This is a genomic window from Pseudomonas sp. F-14 TE3482 (genome assembly GCF_053629455.1).
This window is the reverse complement of the sequence record NZ_JBRJII010000001.1, coordinates 4,234,656-4,252,056: the sequence shown is the minus strand read 5'-3', so window position 1 is coordinate 4,252,056 and position 17,401 is coordinate 4,234,656. Positions and strand designations below refer to the sequence as shown.

General features: G+C 57.0%; 13 protein-coding genes and 3 pseudogenes. 10 read left to right on the top strand and 6 right to left on the bottom strand.

The window, feature by feature from the left end; genetic code table 11:
• Positions 1–227: 227 nt before the first annotated feature.
• Positions 228–1,238 carry a LacI family DNA-binding transcriptional regulator gene (locus AB7M26_RS19200; RefSeq protein WP_008073818.1) on the bottom strand — a complete coding sequence of 337 codons (1,011 nt, stop codon included), beginning with the start codon at positions 1,236–1,238 and terminating at the stop codon, positions 228–230.
• Positions 1,239–1,755: 517 nt separating this feature from the next.
• Here AB7M26_RS19200 and AB7M26_RS19195 point away from each other — a divergent pair.
• The 6 genes and pseudogenes from AB7M26_RS19195 to AB7M26_RS19170 all read left to right on the top strand — a co-directional run.
• Positions 1,756–3,315 (top strand): sugar ABC transporter ATP-binding protein, encoded by a 1,560-nt coding sequence (locus AB7M26_RS19195; RefSeq protein WP_123494969.1) that lies wholly within the window; start codon positions 1,756–1,758, stop codon positions 3,313–3,315.
• The gene (locus AB7M26_RS19190; protein WP_123494970.1) at positions 3,312–4,334 is read left to right on the top strand and encodes an ABC transporter permease subunit; all 1,023 of its coding nucleotides are present in this window, start codon (positions 3,312–3,314) and stop codon (positions 4,332–4,334) included. The genes AB7M26_RS19195 and AB7M26_RS19190 overlap by 4 nt, the downstream gene beginning before the upstream one ends.
• 43 nt (positions 4,335–4,377) lie before the next feature.
• On the top strand, positions 4,378–5,304 hold the full coding sequence (locus AB7M26_RS19185; protein WP_123494971.1) for an ABC transporter substrate-binding protein: 927 nt from the start codon (positions 4,378–4,380) through the stop codon (positions 5,302–5,304).
• A gap of 190 nt (positions 5,305–5,494) precedes the next feature.
• A complete protein-coding gene (locus AB7M26_RS19180; protein WP_008145810.1) occupies positions 5,495–6,133 on the top strand; it encodes a nucleoside/nucleotide kinase family protein in 639 nt (212 codons plus the stop codon).
• A gap of 127 nt (positions 6,134–6,260) precedes the next feature.
• The gene (locus tag AB7M26_RS19175; RefSeq protein WP_123494972.1) at positions 6,261–7,199 is read left to right on the top strand and encodes a carbohydrate kinase family protein; all 939 of its coding nucleotides are present in this window, start codon (positions 6,261–6,263) and stop codon (positions 7,197–7,199) included.
• Positions 7,200–7,255: 56 nt separating this feature from the next.
• A pseudogene (locus tag AB7M26_RS19170) lies at positions 7,256–7,354 on the top strand (methyltransferase domain-containing protein); the annotation flags it as partial.
• A 337-nt stretch (positions 7,355–7,691) separates the two neighbouring features.
• Here AB7M26_RS19170 and AB7M26_RS19165 read toward each other — a convergent pair.
• Entirely contained in the window at positions 7,692–8,519 is an 828-nt protein-coding gene (locus AB7M26_RS19165; protein WP_123494973.1) for an AraC family transcriptional regulator, read from the bottom strand.
• A 116-nt stretch (positions 8,520–8,635) separates the two neighbouring features.
• Between AB7M26_RS19165 and AB7M26_RS19160 the strand changes: the two genes are divergently transcribed.
• Complete coding sequence (locus AB7M26_RS19160; RefSeq protein ID WP_123494974.1) at positions 8,636–9,517, top strand: EamA family transporter; 882 nt, start codon at positions 8,636–8,638, stop codon at positions 9,515–9,517.
• Positions 9,518–9,649: 132 nt separating this feature from the next.
• Positions 9,650–9,865 (top strand): hypothetical protein, encoded by a 216-nt coding sequence (locus tag AB7M26_RS19155; RefSeq protein WP_123494975.1) that lies wholly within the window; start codon positions 9,650–9,652, stop codon positions 9,863–9,865.
• A gap of 172 nt (positions 9,866–10,037) precedes the next feature.
• Here the strand turns inward: AB7M26_RS19155 and AB7M26_RS19150 are convergent.
• The 4 genes and pseudogenes from AB7M26_RS19150 to AB7M26_RS19135 all read right to left on the bottom strand — a co-directional run.
• Positions 10,038–10,204, bottom strand: a pseudogene (locus AB7M26_RS19150) (ExbD/TolR family protein); the annotation flags it as partial.
• A 39-nt stretch (positions 10,205–10,243) separates the two neighbouring features.
• A pseudogene (locus AB7M26_RS19145) lies at positions 10,244–10,588 on the bottom strand (beta-ketoacyl synthase N-terminal-like domain-containing protein); the annotation flags it as partial.
• Positions 10,589–10,627: 39 nt separating this feature from the next.
• Positions 10,628–13,708 carry an efflux RND transporter permease subunit gene (locus AB7M26_RS19140; protein WP_123494977.1) on the bottom strand — a complete coding sequence of 1,027 codons (3,081 nt, stop codon included), beginning with the start codon at positions 13,706–13,708 and terminating at the stop codon, positions 10,628–10,630.
• Positions 13,705–14,814 (bottom strand): efflux RND transporter periplasmic adaptor subunit, encoded by a 1,110-nt coding sequence (locus AB7M26_RS19135; protein ID WP_123494978.1) that lies wholly within the window; start codon positions 14,812–14,814, stop codon positions 13,705–13,707. The genes AB7M26_RS19140 and AB7M26_RS19135 overlap by 4 nt, the downstream gene beginning before the upstream one ends.
• Positions 14,815–15,032: 218 nt before the next feature.
• Between AB7M26_RS19135 and AB7M26_RS19130 the strand changes: the two genes are divergently transcribed.
• Positions 15,033–16,496, top strand: a complete 1,464-nt coding sequence (locus AB7M26_RS19130) for an efflux transporter outer membrane subunit (RefSeq protein ID WP_123494979.1) — start codon at positions 15,033–15,035, stop codon at positions 16,494–16,496.
• Positions 16,497–16,570: 74 nt separating this feature from the next.
• Positions 16,571–17,356 carry an SDR family NAD(P)-dependent oxidoreductase gene (locus tag AB7M26_RS19125; protein ID WP_123494980.1) on the top strand — a complete coding sequence of 262 codons (786 nt, stop codon included), beginning with the start codon at positions 16,571–16,573 and terminating at the stop codon, positions 17,354–17,356.
• The last annotated feature ends 45 nt before the right edge of the window (positions 17,357–17,401 follow it).

The window sequence follows — 17,401 nt, the reverse complement described above, 5'->3', positions numbered from 1 at the left end:
AATAAATGTCTATCTCTATAACGAAATCATTGAAACCTGAAGAAAACAAAACCGAACGCGGGGGCACTCAAGCAGAAAACACTGCAAACATGCATATCCGTGCACGACAAGTGGAAACCAGGTGCCAGTCATTTAGTTTCAAAATTATCCAGACGGCGAGACGTGGACAAGCATCAAATAATTCACGTCTGCACCGCTAGATCCTCAGGACGAAACCCTGAGTACAGTCATTTTGGAGCGCCGCAAGAATCTCGCTGGATTAAAGAGGGTTTCAATCTAATAGTCTGACGTCTACCCTCAGGTTGCTTGATACGCTTCAATAAAAGCTTCACAGCCTGGGCTCCGAGTTCCTCGAGAGGTTGCGCTACAACTGTCAGTCTTGGGCTAAAAGCATCCGCCCAGTCGAAATCGTCAAAGCCAACCAGCGCGATATCCTTTGGCACCTCAAGCCCCGCTTCACGAAGAGCCTGCATTGCACCAATGGTCATCAAGTTGTTTGCAGTCATTATTGCGGTGGGCGGGTGCTCTAGCGATAGCAAACGGCGCGTGGCTTCCATTGCCGGTGCAATCGCCGATTCACCACAGCAAACCAATTGATCTTCGTACTCAATTCCAGCGTCAGCTAAAGCCGCACGGTAGCCGTCAATTCGCTCATGAGAAGAAGACTGAGTCAATCGTCCGGATACCATCCCGATACGCCGATGACCCAGCTTAATCAAATGTGCAATCAACTCTTGAGATGAGTGCTTATTCTCTACCCCTACCTGATCGAAAGACGTCGAGAGAAGTCGATCGATGAGAACCGTGGGTATTTTGTTGGCTTTTAAGTAATTAAATACCCGATTTTCCGGATCATATTCCGAGGCGAGTACAATCCCGTCAACACGTCGCTCATGCAGTGCCTTGACCGCTTTAAGTTCCTGTTCCGGATCTCTTTGCGTATTGACCAGTATCATCATCAAACCGCTTTTCGCGCACGCCGCTTCGATGGCTCGTACTGTTTCACTGAAATAATAGTTTGAAAGCGTAGCAATCGCCACGCCGATAGCACCCGAACCCGAAGAGGAACGAGCCAGAGACCGAGCGAGTGAGTTTCGAATATAGCCTACGGACTCTACAGCCTGATTCACACTACGGACGGTGTCAGGATGTACTTTACGAGTACCGTTGAGTACATGAGATACCGTAGACATTGATACGTTCGCGGCTCTCGCGACATCGCTCATCTTTGCGCCCACTGTGTATCACTCCTTTCTCACGTGATTTGATGGATAGCGCTGAACTCATGTCCAGTTGCTACCTATTGTAAAGCTCACGGCGAGAAAATGCGTCGATGGCTCTCGGAATTGATGCCGGGACGAACCCGCAATTTCGTGAAAGACCCACCGAGGTGCGCAGCACATCTGAAGTCTGTGAATCGAGATGCTGGAATCCGCCATGCAGCATAGCCGGGCACTCCTTTTTATTATCGTAGCGATCGTCCTGCGAACCAATTAATGGACGCAGCAGCGCTTGTTGAAAAAAGCATAGCCGAGACGAAAGCGCTTGCGCAAGCGCTTTTCTAACATCCTATTCATGTCCTCTTTGGTCGGGGCTTCCCTAGGGGATGGACATGGAAGTGCTTTTTGGAGAATTCCCCGAACGAAAAGGAAAGCGCTTGCGCAAGCGCTTTCCTTTCGACTATGTTGCTCGAACAAGAACACCGATGAGAGGTTTCAACTGCTTCTCAAATCGGTAGATAAGGAGTTAACAGCTATGCTGAGCACTGGATCTGAAAGCCCCCCTCCTGCCCTATTGGAAATGCATTCCATCTCGAAATCATTCAATGGGGTGCGCGTCCTGCATGACATTGACCTCAGTATTTTCCCTGGACAAATCCACGCGCTAATGGGCGAAAACGGCGCCGGAAAATCCACTCTGATGAAAATACTATCGGGGGCCTATGTCGCCGACAGTGGCACTATTCGAATCGACGGATGTGATATTCGAAACTATGGTGTGAACGATGCGAAGCGCCATGGCATATCCGTCATCTATCAAGAGCTCAGCTTGTGCGCGAATATGAGCGTGGTGGAGAACATCTACCTGGGTAGAGAGATTCGACGATGCGGGGTTATAAACCGCAAGGCAATGACCGAAGGTGCGCTCGTAGTACTAAAGCGGCTTGGCGTCACATTTGATCCGCACGCACTGGTCGGTACTTTGTCGATTGCGGACCAACAACTTGTTGAAATCGCGCGTGCAATTCATGCCGATACGCGAATCCTGGTGATGGACGAGCCTACAACGCCGCTATCCACAAAAGAGACCGAAAGTCTTTTTACATTGATTCGCCAGCTACGTGATGATGGCGTCGCGATCATCTATATCAGCCATCGAATGGCCGAGATATACGCATTGTCCGACTTTGTTTCGGTGCTCCGGGACGGTCATTACGTTGGTTCGCTGGATCGCGTCACGCTGTCAGCTGAAACCCTGGTCCGGATGATGGTTGGCCGCGATGTTTCCGGCTTCTACGCCCATGAGCGTCCTTTGTGCTCTTACGAGCAACCGATACTACGTGTTCGCAATCTTACAGATGACTTCAAAATTCAGGATTGCAGTTTCGATCTGTATGCCGGCGAAATTCTCGGGATTGCAGGACTGGTGGGTTCTGGAAGAACCGAACTTGCCCGATTAATCGCAGGCGTCGATGCGTACTCAGGCGGAAAGATTGAGATGGATGGCGAAGTTGTAGTCATACGCTCTCCTCGCGATGCAGGTAACGCAGGCATCGTCTATCTGACAGAAGACCGCAAAGCACTGGGCCTTTTTCTCGACATGAGTGTCCACGACAATATCAATGTATGTGTTGTGGGAAGTGATGCTCGACTTGCGGGGTTCGTGGACCGAACGGCCGGAACTGGACGTACCGAACAAGCAATCCAGGCACTCAATATCAAAGCGTCTTCAGATATCAATGTTGGAGCACTGTCCGGAGGCAACCAGCAAAAAGTTTTGTTGGCTCGTCTGCTGGAGATGAAGCCCAGAGTATTGTTCCTCGACGAGCCTACATCGGGTGTCGACATTGGGGCTAAATCAGAAATATATAAAATCATCAATGCATTAGCAGCATCCGGCGTTTGCGTAGTGATAATTTCAAGTGAACTACCAGAAATCGTTGGAATTGCCGACCGTGTATTGGTCATGTGTGAAGGTAAACTTGTCACCGAACTCGGTGGCCACAGCGGTCTTGATATCACACCTGAAGCCATTATCGCGTCTGCCACAGGCAGCGACAGGTTGACTCTAGCCAACGGAGACTTAGTCCAATGACTTCCCCACTGCAAAGCAAAGTAGCAAGTGACTTCACCACGCCTGGTGTACGAAGCATCGCCGGAGCTTCCACCCAGGATAAAATGCACCAACTAATGAGAGTGGCGGGCATGCTGCCCGTACTGTTACTCCTTTGTGTGGGCTTTGGCCTGATGAGCGAGAGCTTTTTCTCGGTTCAGAATTTCTCGATCATCAGTCAGCAAGCCTCTATCAATGTGGTATTGGCGTCAGGTCTGACTTTCGTGATTTTGACAGGTGGAATCGACCTTTCGGTTGGTTCGATTCTGGCTGTTTCCGCAGTAGTGGCGCTATTGGTATCGCAAGTTCCGGGGTTTGCTCCCCTGGCCATCGCTGCGGGGCTTGGAGTCGGACTGCTACTAGGGCTCGTCAATGGTGTATTGGTCGCTTTTGGAAAGCTACCGGCATTTATCGTCACGCTAGGCGGATTGACTGCGATGCGTGGAATCGCACGCCTCATCGGCGAAGACAAAACGGTTTTCAATCCTGACCTGTCCTTTGCTTACATTGGAAACGATACGTTGTTCGGGGTGCCATGGCTGGTTGTAATCGCGGTAGTCGTGGTTACTCTTTCGTGGCTTATTCTTCGACGTACGGTGTTAGGCGTACAGATTTACGCAGTGGGCGGTAATCCTGAGGCCGCACGGTTGTCGGGAATCAAAGTCTGGAAAGTCCTGTTATTTGCTTATGCCCTATCCGGTTTGTTGGCCGGTGTGGGGGCTATCATGACTTCCGCTCGACTGATGGCTGCTAACGGACTGCAAATGGGACAGTCTTATGAACTCGACGCTATCGCCGCCGTTATTCTGGGAGGCACGCGCTTTACAGGAGGCGTCGGCACTATCGTCGGTACGCTAATTGGCGCCCTGATTATCGCTACACTTTCCAATGGCCTGATATTGCTGGGAGTTTCGGATATCTGGCAATACATTATCAAAGGTGTTGTCATCATCGGCGCGGTAGCCCTCGATCGCTTTCGGCAGTCAGGTGCACGAACCTGAATCATATATAACCCCCACACTCCAATAACAAGAGACAGTTATCATGAAAAAAATAATATTTACCGCTGTTTGTACACTACTGGCATTTAGCAGCGCTCAAGCGCGAGAGTTGAAATCCGTTGGGATAACTGTTGGCTCGCTGGGTAATCCTTATTTTGTAGCGATGGTAGATGGCGCCAAAGCCGAGGCACTGCATATCAATCCAGCCGCAAAATTTATCTCAGTGTCGGCAGATTACGATTTGAATAAGCAGTTCACTCAAATCGATAACTTCATTTCTTCGGGCGTAGACTTGATTCTTGTCAACGCCGTCGACCCTGTAGCAATTGCGCCTGCGATTGCTAAAGCAAGGAAGGCAGGCATAGTGGTTGTGGGCGTAGATGTCATGGTGCAAGGTGCCAACGCCACGGTACAGACCGATAACGTCGAAGCCGGCAGGATTGTATGTCAGTACATCTCTGAGAAACTGGGTGGCAAGGGTAACGTTATTATCCAGAATGGTACGCAGACCTCAGCAGTCCTGGACCGAGTCAATGGCTGTAAGAGTGTTTTCGCGCAGGCACCCGATATCAAGATACTGTCTGATAATCAGGATGCCAAAGGCTCGCGTGAAGGTGGCTACAGCGTGATGCAAGGCGACTTGACTCGCTTTGCAAAAGTCGACGCGGTGTTCGCGATCAATGATCCCCAGGCCATAGGTGCAGACCTGGCAGCAAAACAACTCAAGCGCAAAGGCATCATTATCGCCTCGGTGGATGGGGCTCCCGATATAGAGACTGCGCTCAAAAGCGATACACAGATCCAGGCATCCGCCTCTCAGTCCCCTTGGGGCCAGGCACAACAGGCCGTAACGATGGGCAACGACCTGCTGAATGGCAAATCGCTGGAACGCACAACGGTACTGCTTCAACCCTCACTGGTAACACGAGCCAATGTCATGGAGTACAAAGGCTGGCAAGCTGACCACTGACCACTGACCACTGACCACTGACCAACTGACCACTGAGGGGTTGAGTCAAATGACATAGGGGTTTCTAGCCACCTCTGTCATGCGGGGAATGGCTGCTGCGAGGTGCTCGCAGCGGCCGAACGGCATGAAAATCCCTAAAGGGACGAACCTACGGGAAACCTGAGCGACGGCTGCTGAGGAGAGATTTGGCATGTTCACCAAAACAAACACAATAGTAAGCACAGAGCTACTCAACTACGTTAAGGCTCTGTCTGGTAATCGAATTGTCGTTGCGCTAGCGGGGCCGCCTGGTGCCGGTAAGTCCACCGTTTCTCAGGCCTTGGTAGAGGCTCTTAATAGCGTTATGCCGGGGAGCGCAGTTGTCGTTCCCGGGGATGGCTTTCATTACGATGACGCGGTTCTTGGATCCTTGAACCTTTTGGATCGTAAGGGCTCACCTGATACATTCGATGTGGGTGGCTTCAGGAGTCTGCTGCTGAGGCTTCGTGCGAACAACGAACCAGTGATTGCCGTTCCGGTATTCGATCGAATCCTGGAGATATCCCGTGCTGCAGGACAGTTGATTCCCTCTGACGTGAAATATCTCATCGTGGAAGGAAACTACCTTCTATTAGACCTCGCCCCATGGTCGTCCTTAAGAGACTGTTTTGACGCCACCATAATGCTGCAGGCTGACCGCAGAACCCTGGAAGCGCGCCTGCTTGATCGATGGCGATCATTGGGTTTCGATGAGGCTACTTCCTATGAAAAGGTTCATCGCAACGACCTTCCGAATGCCGACATTGTGATTTCGGCCAGCAATATCGCTGACTTCACGATCACAAATTAAGATCCCACTTCCTCTCTTTTGAGAAAGAATCACGCGTTAACCAACTTTGCTTGGCTAGCTTTTTAACGCTAACAGGCCTACGAACGCTATCAATAACTTGTAGCGAACCTTTAAAGAGCGAATGACTATGTATCTGGTATGTGGTGAAGCGCTGTTCGACTTCTTCAGTGAAAACGACGTCAACGCTCAAGCTTCAAAAGTGAACTACAAAGCGATTGCCGGTGGTTCGCCGTTTAACGTCGCGGTCGGCTTGCGCCGTCTGGGCATCGACGTCGCGCTGTTTGCCGGGCTGTCCAGCGACTACCTCGGCCGGCGTTTACAGCAAGTGCTGCAGGAGGAAGGCGTGCGCCCGGACTACCTGCAGGACTTCGACGCACCGACCACCCTGGCGATGGTCGCCGTCGGTGCCGACGGCTCGCCGCATTACAGTTTCCGAGGCGAAGGCTGTGCCGATCGCCAGCTGTTGCCGGGGCATTTACCTGAGTTAGGCGCTGAGGTGCGTGGGTTGCATATCGGCTCGTTCTCGCTGGTGGTGCAGCCGATTGCCGACACCCTGCTGGCCCTGGTTCGCCGGGAAAGCGGCAAACGCCTGATCAGCCTCGACCCCAACGTGCGACTCAACCCGCAACCGAATATCGAACTGTGGCGCGAACGCATCAACACTCTGGTCGAACATGCCGACCTTATCAAGGTCAGCGACGAGGACCTGAACCTGCTCTACCCCGAGCGTGATCCGCAGAGCGTGATCCATGGCTGGCTGGAACACCGCTGCCAGCTGGTATTCCTCACCCGTGGCGGCCAGGGAGCAACGGTATTCAGCCGCCGCCATGGCAGTTGGTCGGCGCCGGCCTGCGCAGTGGTGATGGCTGATACCGTGGGCGCCGGCGACACCTTCCAAGCGGCGTTGATCGCCTGGCTGACCGAACAGCAGCTGGATTCGGTGGAAGGTTTGCAGCGCTTGAGTCGCGAACAGATCGACGCGATGCTCTCCTTCGCCGTCAGCGCTGCCGCCCTGACCTGCGGCAAGACCGGGCCGGACTTGCCTTATCGGCATCAGTTGGATTGATATCTGGTCAGAATCTGTATCGCGGGCATTGCAGTTTTCGCGAGCAAGCGCCCCCCCCCCCACCGCCGCTTGACTTGGGCTGTGGCGAAGGCTGGCTGTTGCGGGCGCTGGCTGAACGGACTATCAAAGTGATCGGCGTAGATGGCGACGCGACCTGGTCGAGACAGCGCGAGGACCACCGTACAATCTCCGTCTCGTATGGATGAAGGTGATTTGTCGAATGTAAGGTCAGTCAGGTCGGCGGTGGGCGATACCTCTATGAGGTTGCGCAATGTTTCGGGAAAACCCTGGGCGCAGGCAACTCGTTCATACGGAGAAAGGGGGGGATTGTGTGACAGGGGGCTTGGGGCGCTACCACATCAAGGTCCGACGCGGAACTTTGGTCAAGCCCCTCAACCTTCACCAAGGCGTATCGGAATAATGGCTTGAACCAGGTCCGACATTTTTCCGCTGTCGTTAACGTCTCGCGTTGTTCGATTCCAGATTCCAGCACTAAGGTGATGGCGGCGCGCTGTATTTCTGGTCGAATTTGGACACCGACACCTTTTGTTCTGAGACATATCGACTGGGCACTTCACCCAGTACACGCTTGAATACCGTTGCGAATGCACTTGAGCTGCTATACCCCAACTCTATTGCGACCTGCGTAACAGACTGGCCGTTTCCAAGTCGAACAACTGCCGCAAGCAGACAAGCTTGTTGTCTCCATTCGATATAGCTGATGCCAGCTTGCAGTCGAAAGTGGCGGGTAAAGGTGCGGCGGCTCATTCCGGTGCGCTGCGCCATGTCATCGATGCCGATCTCCAGCGAAGGGTGGGCCAAGAAATCGCGGCATACCCGAGCAAGACGAGGTTCAGTCGGTAATGGCGCATTGAGCGATAGCGCAGGCATCCCGGCAATCTCGTGCAGCAACAAACCCATCAGATAGCCATCGCGTCCACTTTTGTCATAGCGCGCGGGAATATCGATGGCTTTCTCCAACAATTGCCGCAGTAGCGGCGATACGTCGAAAACCTGGCAATGAGCCGGTAGCCCCAGGCGCTGCGCAGCCTGTTTGCGGATATAGGTGTTGAGCATCGTGACAGGGCCACGCATTTGCATAGCGTGAGGTCGCTGGGACGGTACCCATATGCCGCGCAGGGGCGGAACGACCCAGTTGCCTTCGTCGGTGAATATAGTGATGACACCGCGTGCGGCATAAGCGAATTGTCCACGCTGATGGATGTGCGACGGGAACAGCTCACCGTCTGCATAGTCGCTTACGGTCACGACAGCATCGCGCGGTATGTTTTGGTAGGGATCTAGCGCTGTTGTTTGCATGGCCTGATTTTAATGATATTTGGCCCCCGCCTGAAGGCGGGCCATTCCGATTTCTTGCATATTCCCAGAGGTACAGAGCATTTAAAACTCACTATTTAGGGAAAGACACGCGAACCATGCAGAAAAAACACTTGTTGCTTGCCGTCTTGGTGACGGCCGTTTGGGGATTGAACTTCCCCATTACAAAACTCGGTCTTACCGATATTGACCCCCTGCTGTTGACTGCGATTCGCTTCACGCTGGCCGCCTTACCCTGGGTGTTTTTCGTGAAGCGTCCGCAAGTTGCCTTCCGCTGGCTTGCGGCCTATGGATTGATCTTCGGCGTAGCGATGTGGGCCTTGATCAACCTGGGTATCGCACTGGGTGTGCCACCCGGTAGTGCCTCGCTCCTAATCCAGTTCAGCGCATTCTTCACGCTCGGTTGGGGTGTGCTGTTGTTCCGTGAAAGCCTATCAATGCCTCAATTATTCGGCATCGTGCTGGCTGCGATAGGGCTGATTGGCATCCTGCTGGGCAGTCCCGGTGAGGCCACCATGATCGGTTTCGCATTAGTGATCGTTAGCGCTGTGGCATGGAGCATTGGCAATGTCGTGATCAAAGTATCGAAGGTGCACCAGATTTTCGCCTTCGTGGTGTGGGCCAGCTTGTTTCCACCCATTCCGCTATTTCTGATGACTTGGCTGTTGCATGGCGCGGCTCCATTTATAACCTTGCCTTCACATTTGAATGCGGTTACGACATTTTCACTAGCTTTCCAGGTCTACGGCGCCACGCTCTTCTGCTACTGGGGATGGAACCTGCTATTGCGTGAGTACCCTGCATCGCGGGTGGCGCCGCTGTCGCTGCTGATTCCCGTGTTTGGCATCGTCAGCTCCATTTTCATCCTAGGCCAACGCCCCAGCGCCTCAGGCTGGACCTCCATCGCATTGATTCTGTTTGCGCTTGCCGTTGGTTCAAGGCCAGGACGTGTCCTGCTGGTACGCCATCGTGGCCTCTGATACGCGATACTTGCGACGAAGTTGATGTGGTACGACCGGAGCCGGTGATTCAAAACCAAGTTCGTGAACTGAAACACTAACGAAACATTTCGGCCATATGATTCGCGTCACCGAAACCTAGGAGGGTTGGAGATGAATCGGCCATCAAGAAGCATGCGCAAACTACTCGACGCTGTTGCCACCAACAATGAGGCAGCGGCGCTTGATGTGATGCGTGCTACTGAGCAGCTCCAAGACGAGGTGTTGCGCCAACGATTACTCAACCTCATTCATCGGCTCAACCAAGACGCCAATGACTTGCGAATGGCGCGGGACGATATCCAAGGCGGAGCCATCAAGCTCGCATGACCCACATCCACCACTTTCAATCTCGTTCGTTGGGTGGTGCGATGAACAGGCTAGATGGCGACGCTTCAGCTGACGGTGACACCAACTCCACTTGAAGAACTAAGACCTCAGTTGAGCCTCGCAGCCTCCCCCATCATTCACCGCCCCACATCCAATGCAATAAACCCGAATCCTATTTCGCCGTAATCACCGACAGCTTGGTAATCCCAGCCCGCTCGATCGAGGCCATCGCCCGCGCGACTTCGCCATAATTCACCCCCTTGTCCGCCTGCAGCTGCACGCGCACATCAGGTTTTTCGCCTTGGCCGTCTGCAGATTGAACTCGAGCAGATCCTCCTCTTGCGCCAGGCTATAGAAGTCGTGGGCAAAGTCGTCGAGGTCGGCGGCTTCAGTCGGATGCCAGCCTGCCTGATCCAGGGCCTCTTGCGCCGCCACCAAGGCGAACTCGATGAAGTGATCCAATTTCTTGCGGTCCTTGGGGGCGATGAAGCGCTCCGGGTCGTAACCGGCAACGGCATCGTCTTCCAGCGTCGGCACTTGGCCGCCGACCGCGACACCGGTGCCCTCGGCGAATACTTCGGGCAGGCTACGAATGCCGGAACGTCCGGCCAGCAGCCGTTTCCAGACGTCCTCTACGCCACAACCCAGGGGACCGACGACGCCGACGCCCGTGACTACGATGCGCGTTTGACCTGCTGGAGTACTTATAGAAAACCTCTTCATTTCTGTAGACGCTCACTGGAGCGGCAAGTGATCGATCGCTTATGCCAGCTTTACTGTTTCAGTTTGCACGGCCTTGACCGGACGGATCTTGAACCAGATGGAATACATCGCCGGCAGGAACACCAGCGTCATGATGGTTCCGACAAACGTGCCGCCGATCAGGGTGTAGGCCAGCGTTCCCCAGAAAACCGAATGGGTCAGCGGGATAAACGCCAGGATCGCCGCCATAGCCGTCAGCAGCACCGGACGCGCCCGTTGCACGGTGGCTTCGATGACAGCGTGGAACGGGTCCAGCCCCTCCTCGGCGTTCTGATGGATCTGCCCAATCAGGATCAGCGTGTTGCGCATCAGAATCCCCGACAACGCGATCAGCCCCACCAGGGCGTTGATACCGAACGGCTGATGGAAAATCAGCAGCGTCGGCACCACGCCGATCAACCCCAGCGGCGCGGTGAAGAACACCATGATCATGGCCGAGATCGAACGCACCTGGACGATGATGATCAGCAGCGTCAGGGCCACCATGATCGGCACCAGTGGCACGATGGCCTGGCCGGCTTTGCCGGATTCCTCGATGGCCCCCGCCTGCTCGATCCGATAGCCATCGGGCAACGTGTCGATGATCGGTTGCAGCTGCTTGATGACGGCTGTCGATACATCCGGCGGTTGCAGGCCTTCGGCGATGTCGCCGCGCACCATGATGGTCGGAGTCCGGTCACGCCGGCGAAGGATCGGATCCTCCATGCGCACGTCCACCTCGCCGACCTGGGACAAGGGGATACGCTGCCCCGCCGCACCCACCAGGGTAAAACCTTCGATCCGGCCCGGATCAAGGCGGATATCGCCGGCGGCGCGTCCCACCACCTGCACCGAACGGATGTCCTCGCGAACCGCCGTGATCGGCACCCCGGCCAGCAGGAATTGCAGTTGCTGGGCAACGGCACTGGAGGTCAGCCCTACCGCCTGCAAGCGGTCCTGATCCAGATTGAAATGCAGCGTCGGCGCCAGCGAGCCCCAGTCGGTGTTGACGGTCCTCATCATCGGGCTGGCTTGCATGACGTCCTGTACGCGAGCTGCGATCTCCCGCAGTTTCGACGGGTCAGGCCCCATTACTCGGTAAGCCACCGGGAATGGTGAATACGGACCGAAGACAATCTGCGTTGCCCTGACCCGGGCCTCCGGAGCGAGCCCTTCGGCGACCGCTTCGCGCAGACGGAGCTTGAGGGTTTCCCGTGCTTCCTGGTTATCTGTCAGCACCACGATCTTGGCGAACGATGGATCCGGCAGTTCCGGCGCGATTGCCAGGAAGAAGCGCGGCGCGCCCTGCCCGATGTAAGCCGTGATGATTTTGGCTTCCGCCTGTTTTTGCAGCCACGCCTCGACCTTGGCGGTGGTGGCGCTGGTCTGCTCGATGGAGGTGCCATAGGGCATCTGCACTTCAATCATCACCTCGGGGCGATCCGAGGTGGGGAAGAACTGTTTCTTCACCAGGCCCATGCCCAGGATGGCCACGACAAACAACGTGATAACCGTGCCGGCCACCAGCCATTTGCGCGCGATCACACGCGTCAGGATCCGACGGAAGCGGTTGTAGCGCGGAGTGTCGTAGATGGCCGCATGCCCGCCTTCGACCTTCTTGATGTTCGGCAACATTTTCACCCCCAGGTAAGGGGTGAATGCCACCGCGACCACCCAAGAGGCGATCAGGGCGATGCCGACGATCCAGAACATGTTGCTGGTGTACTCGCCGGCGGTGGACTGGGCGAAGCCGTTGGGCATGAAGCCGATCGCGGTCACCAGCGTACCGGACAGCATCGGTGCGGCCGTGTGGCTCCAGGCATACGCGGAGGCCTTGATCCGGTCGTAGCCCTCCTCCATTTTCACCACCATCATTTCAATGGCGATGATGGCGTCGTCCACCAGCAGCCCGAGGGCCAGGATCAACGAACCCAGGGTGATCCGGTCAAAGTTTTTCCCGGTGGCTGCCATTACCACAAACACGATGGCCAGGGTCAACGGCACAGCCGCCGCAACCACGATCCCGACATGCCAGCCCATGCTGATAAAGCAGACGACCATCACCACCAGCAAGGCGACGAAGAACTTGACCATGAACTCGTCAACCGCCGAATTGATGTTCACCGCTTGGTCAGTGACTTTGGTCAGTGTCATGCCCAGCGGCATGCCTTCATTGATCTTGCTTGTTTCTGCATCGAGCGCCTTGCCCAGGTCAAGGCCGTTCCAGCCTTCGCGCATGATCACGCCCAGCAACAACGCCTCTTCGCCGTTGTTGCGCACCAGGAAGGTGGCCGGATCCTCATAGCCGCGCTCAACCGTCGCCACGTCCGAGAGCTTCAAGGTGCGGCCCTGGATGGCCAGCGGCGTGTCTCGGATTTTCTCCAGCTTGTCGAAGGCGCCGTCCACCCGCAGGAAGACCTGTGGTCCATTGGTTTCGATGGAACCGGCGGGTGTGAGCACGTTCTGGCTGTTCAGTGCGGCGAAAATGTCCTGAGGGGAAACGCCCAGGGTCGCCAGCCGGTCGTGGGAAAAAGAGATGAAAATGCGCTCGGCCTGCTCGCCGATGATGTTGACCTTTTTCACCCCTGCCACGTGCAACAGGCGCTGGCGCAAGACCTCGGCATCACGCACCAACAACCGCTGCGGCTCGCCCTTGGCCTTGAGGGCGAAAAGCGCGAATGTCACGTCCGAGTACTCGTCGTTGACCAATGGCCCGATCACACCCGCCGGCAACTTAGTCGCTTCGTCGTCAAGCTTCTTGCGCGCCTGATAAAACTCTTCCTGCACCTGGGAAGGCGGCGTGCGGTCCAGCAGCGAGACCATGGTGAAAGCCAGACCCGGACGGGTGTAAGTTTCCGTGCGGTCATACCATTTCAATTCTTGCAGGCGTTTCTCCAGGGGCTCGGCCACCTGGTCCTGCATCTCCTGCGCCGTCGCGCCCGGCCAGGCCGTGATGACGGTCAGTTGTTTGACCGTGAACGGCGGATCCTCCGCGCGGCCCAGCTTGAAGAAGGCCAAGGTCCCGGCGACAGCAATCAGAAAAATCAGAAACACCGTGATGGAGCGCTCGCGTACAGCGAGGGCCGAAAGATTGAGGCTCATTGGCGGCTCCCGGCGACCTTCACATCGTTTTGTGGAAGCAGCCTGACTGACTCGCCTTCACGCAGCAGATGTGCGCCCAGGCCGATGATCTGTTCGCCAACGTTGAGACGACCTGTGACGCGCGCAGTGTCGTCGCTCAAACCCAGGACCTGCACCGCACGCCAGGTGACTTTTGCCGGTTCGCCGTCGATGGCCCACACGCCGGTGCCATTGCCCGGGTCGTACAACGCAGCAATCGGCACCTGCACCACCTGCCCCTGGGTCGCGCCTTCGGCGATGCGCAGTGTGACGGTCGAGCCCAGCGGTGCGTTGGCCAGGGCGCCTTCCAGCACATAGCGCGCTTCAAAGGTGCGGGTCACCCGGTCAGCCGAATCGGAAAGCAACCTCAGTTTCGCGGTGACGGCCCCGCTGGTGCTGCCGTACAGCGTCGCCTGCGCGCTGGACCCGACGGCTGGCCGCAGGGTCTCGGGCAGTTGCACGACGGCTTCGCGCTGCCCGGCTCGCGCCAGTCGAACCACGGGTTGCCCGGGGCTGACGACCTGCCCCGGCTCGGCCAGCGTGTCCATCACCACGCCGTCGGCGTCGGCGAGGAGCACCGCGTACCCGGATGCATTGCGGGCCACATCAGCTTGCGCCTCGGCAGCGCTGAGTTGGGCCTTGGCGGTATCGGCTGCGGCTTTGATCTGGTCGTAGCCCGACGCCGAAATCGCCCCGGCGGCCACCAGCTCGCGATACCGCGCCTCGTCATCCGCAGTCTGCTTGGCCCGGGCGCGGGCGGCCGTGACGGCTTCTTGCTGGGCTCGCGCCTGCAATCCCAGGTCGATCGGGTCCAGGCGCATCAAAGGCTGGCCCTTTTTAACGGTCTGGCCGGCATCCACCACCCGCTCCAGCACCTTGCCGGAAACGCGAAAGCCCAGGTCGCTCTGGACCCGCGCCGCCACAACACCGGTGAAAGAGCGAGCGCTGGCGGACGCCCCCTGCACTTGCGCGACCCTCACCAAAGGGGCAAGCGTGCGCGGATCGATGGCAGTGGATGAGTCGCCACACGCCGTAAGGACGAGAGGCAACAAGCAAGCGGCCAGGGTGAAAGGTCGGAGCCGGAGCATAGGTTCCCTTTATTGAGCAGAGGACTGGGAGCCCATTCTTGCGCTCGTGACCAATACTGTCAACGGTCACCAACTAATTTTGTTTTCAGTCAGCTTGATGCCCGGATAATCTTCAGTAAACATTGGGACTTTGATCCATACAGTAGTATTCATCACCAATTGACAGCTTGTGACCATACTATAGTATGGTCACCAATGTCGATCCCGAGGAAACCTTAATGTCACCCCTCCGCCCCTTTGTTTTATTAGTAGGCGCCAGCTTGATGGCCGGCTGCGCGGTCGGTCCGGACTACCAGCGCCCGGACGCTGCGCTTTCGGATCGTTTCCTGGGCCAGTCTTCTATCGAGCAAAGGAGCGGCGTATCACAGGCCACCCTCATAACCTGGTGGGAGGGTTTTGGCGACCCGGTGTTGAGCGATTTCATCGCCAAGGCCCTGGAACAGAACCTCGACCTTGTCCAGGCATCAGCGCGCGTTGCCCAGGCCCGGGCCGGCCTTGGCGCGGCCAATGCCGCCCTGCTGCCCTCGGGAAATATCAGTGGCCAGGCCGCACGCGCCTATCAATCCGTCGAGACGCCGCTGGGCCAGGTGCTCGATTCGACGCCCGGCTCTGATCGGTACGGAAACGCCTACGAGCTGGACCTAGGCGCGAGCTGGGAACTGGATGTCTTTGGTGGCCTGCGACGCGGACGCGAAGCCGCACTAGCTGAGTACCAAGCCTCCGAGGCCGGTGCCGCCGCCACGAGACTGGCCGTCGCCGCGCAGACTGCTGACATCTACATCACCCTGCGCGGATTGCAGGCGCGGCTGGACATTGCGAACCGCCAGGTCAAGACCCAGCAGGACTTGCTGGAGAAAGTCCAGCTGCTCTACAGCAAAGGCCTCGCCGCCAGCTATCAGATCCGCCAGACCGAGGGCGCGCTTGCTCAGGTCCAGGCAACGGTGCCAGTCCTGCAGACCGGCCTGGATGCCGCCATGAATGCATTGGATGTCATGCTCGGCACACCGCCGGGCACCCATCGCCAGCAACTGGCCGAGACCGGCAGCATTCCGCTGCCTCCACAAATTACCGGGATGGGGACGCCGGCTGACCTATTGCGCCGCCGGCCGGACCTCATCGTCGCCGAGCGCCGCCTCGCTTCCTCCAATGCCCGCATCGGCGAGGCCATCGCCGAGTACTACCCGAAATTTTCCCTCAGTGCGTTGCTCGGCAGTGCCACCGCCGTATCGGCCGGGCACCTGTTCTCAGGCGGCGCCAGCCAGGCGTCGGGCGCGCTGGGTCTGCGCTGGAGGCTGTTCGACTTTGGCCGGATCAACGCCCAGATCGACCAGGCCAAGGGACAGGAAGCTGAAGCGCTGGCCGCCTATCGTCAGTCTGCACTACGGGCCACCGAGGATGTCGAGAACGCGTTCTCCGCCCTAGTGAACCGAGAATCCCAGGCCACCACGCTCACCGCAGGCGAAGCGTCATTGAGCGAGGCGCGCCAGTCGTCCTTTATTGCTTATCAGAAAGGTACGGCCAGCCTGATCGACGTCCTCAACACCGATGAGACGCTGCTCCAGGCATCCGATGCCCGGGCACAAGCACGGACCGAATCGGCGCGCGCAGCGGTCGCGGCATTCAAGGCCCTCGGTGGCGGCTGGCAAGCGCCGCAGCCACCACAGCCTGTAGCGAGCCGATGACCGGACATGAACACCAGCCGTTCACTTGGCCCCGTCACTGTTGTTTTCAATCTTTAAAACCGGAGTCCAGCAACATGAAAACCAACGAGAATTCCTGGGTGCTCATCACGGGCGCCTCCAGCGGCTTTGGCGAGGAGTTCGCCCGGCAATACGCAGCACAGGGAAAGTCCCTCGTTCTAGTAGCCCGCAGGCTGGACAGGCTTGAAGCGCTGTCGGCCCAGCTGCGCGAGCGCTTCGGCATTGAGGTCATCGTCGAGCAGGTAGACCTGTCTTCGATCCCGGCGATTATCGAGCTACACGAACGGCTGACCCGGCGCCGCATTGCGATTGATGTGCTCATCAACAACGCCGGCCATGGATTGCAGGGCCCTTTCCTGGATCATTCCCTTGACCAGTCCCTGGCAATGATCGATCTAGACATCGCTGGCCTGACCACCATGACTCGTCTCTTCGCCGCAGACATGCGCCCCCGGCATCGCGGGCACATCCTGCACATCGCAAGCCTGCTGTCTTACCAAGGCGTGAAGAATTTCGCGGTCTATTCAGCGGCTAAGGCCTACGTGCTTCGCTTCTCCGAGGCGCTGCATCAGGAACTCAAGGGCGATGGTGTCGTCGTGACCGCACTGTGCCCGGGCCTGTCCGACACCGGGTTTGTCCAAAGCGCCAGTCAGAAACTTACCCCAGCGCTGAAAATGGTGATGATGCAACCTCAACCGGTGGTTCGCGCCGGCATCCGCGCGCTGCAAGCCGGACGCATGAGTGTAGTACCCGGTTTCGGCAACAAGGCGCTCACGGTGTTGACCTGGGCCACGCCACGCTGGCTGCACCAACGCCTGATGGCGAATGTCATGGGTGCATGAGCGGGATATTGCAAGGGACCGGGAGCCGCACAAGCTCCCGGCACA

Bases quoted from the DNA above. Each gene is read 5' to 3' on its own strand.
- AB7M26_RS19165 (WP_123494973.1), bottom strand. From the start codon at position 8,519: ATGCAAACAACAGCGCTAGATCCCTACCAAAACATACCGCGCGATGCT.
- AB7M26_RS19125 (WP_123494980.1), top strand. From the start codon at position 16,571: ATGAAAACCAACGAGAATTCCTGGGTGCTCATCACGGGCGCCTCCAGC.
- AB7M26_RS19195 (WP_123494969.1), top strand. From the start codon at position 1,756: ATGCTGAGCACTGGATCTGAAAGCCCCCCTCCTGCCCTATTGGAAATG.
- AB7M26_RS19130 (WP_123494979.1), top strand. From the start codon at position 15,033: ATGTCACCCCTCCGCCCCTTTGTTTTATTAGTAGGCGCCAGCTTGATG.
- AB7M26_RS19190 (WP_123494970.1), top strand. From the start codon at position 3,312: ATGACTTCCCCACTGCAAAGCAAAGTAGCAAGTGACTTCACCACGCCT.
- AB7M26_RS19160 (WP_123494974.1), top strand. From the start codon at position 8,636: ATGCAGAAAAAACACTTGTTGCTTGCCGTCTTGGTGACGGCCGTTTGG.
- AB7M26_RS19180 (WP_008145810.1), top strand. From the start codon at position 5,495: ATGTTCACCAAAACAAACACAATAGTAAGCACAGAGCTACTCAACTAC.
- AB7M26_RS19175 (WP_123494972.1), top strand. From the start codon at position 6,261: ATGTATCTGGTATGTGGTGAAGCGCTGTTCGACTTCTTCAGTGAAAAC.
- AB7M26_RS19155 (WP_123494975.1), top strand. From the start codon at position 9,650: ATGAATCGGCCATCAAGAAGCATGCGCAAACTACTCGACGCTGTTGCC.
- AB7M26_RS19135 (WP_123494978.1), bottom strand. From the start codon at position 14,814: ATGCTCCGGCTCCGACCTTTCACCCTGGCCGCTTGCTTGTTGCCTCTC.
- AB7M26_RS19185 (WP_123494971.1), top strand. From the start codon at position 4,378: ATGAAAAAAATAATATTTACCGCTGTTTGTACACTACTGGCATTTAGC.
- AB7M26_RS19140 (WP_123494977.1), bottom strand. From the start codon at position 13,708: ATGAGCCTCAATCTTTCGGCCCTCGCTGTACGCGAGCGCTCCATCACG.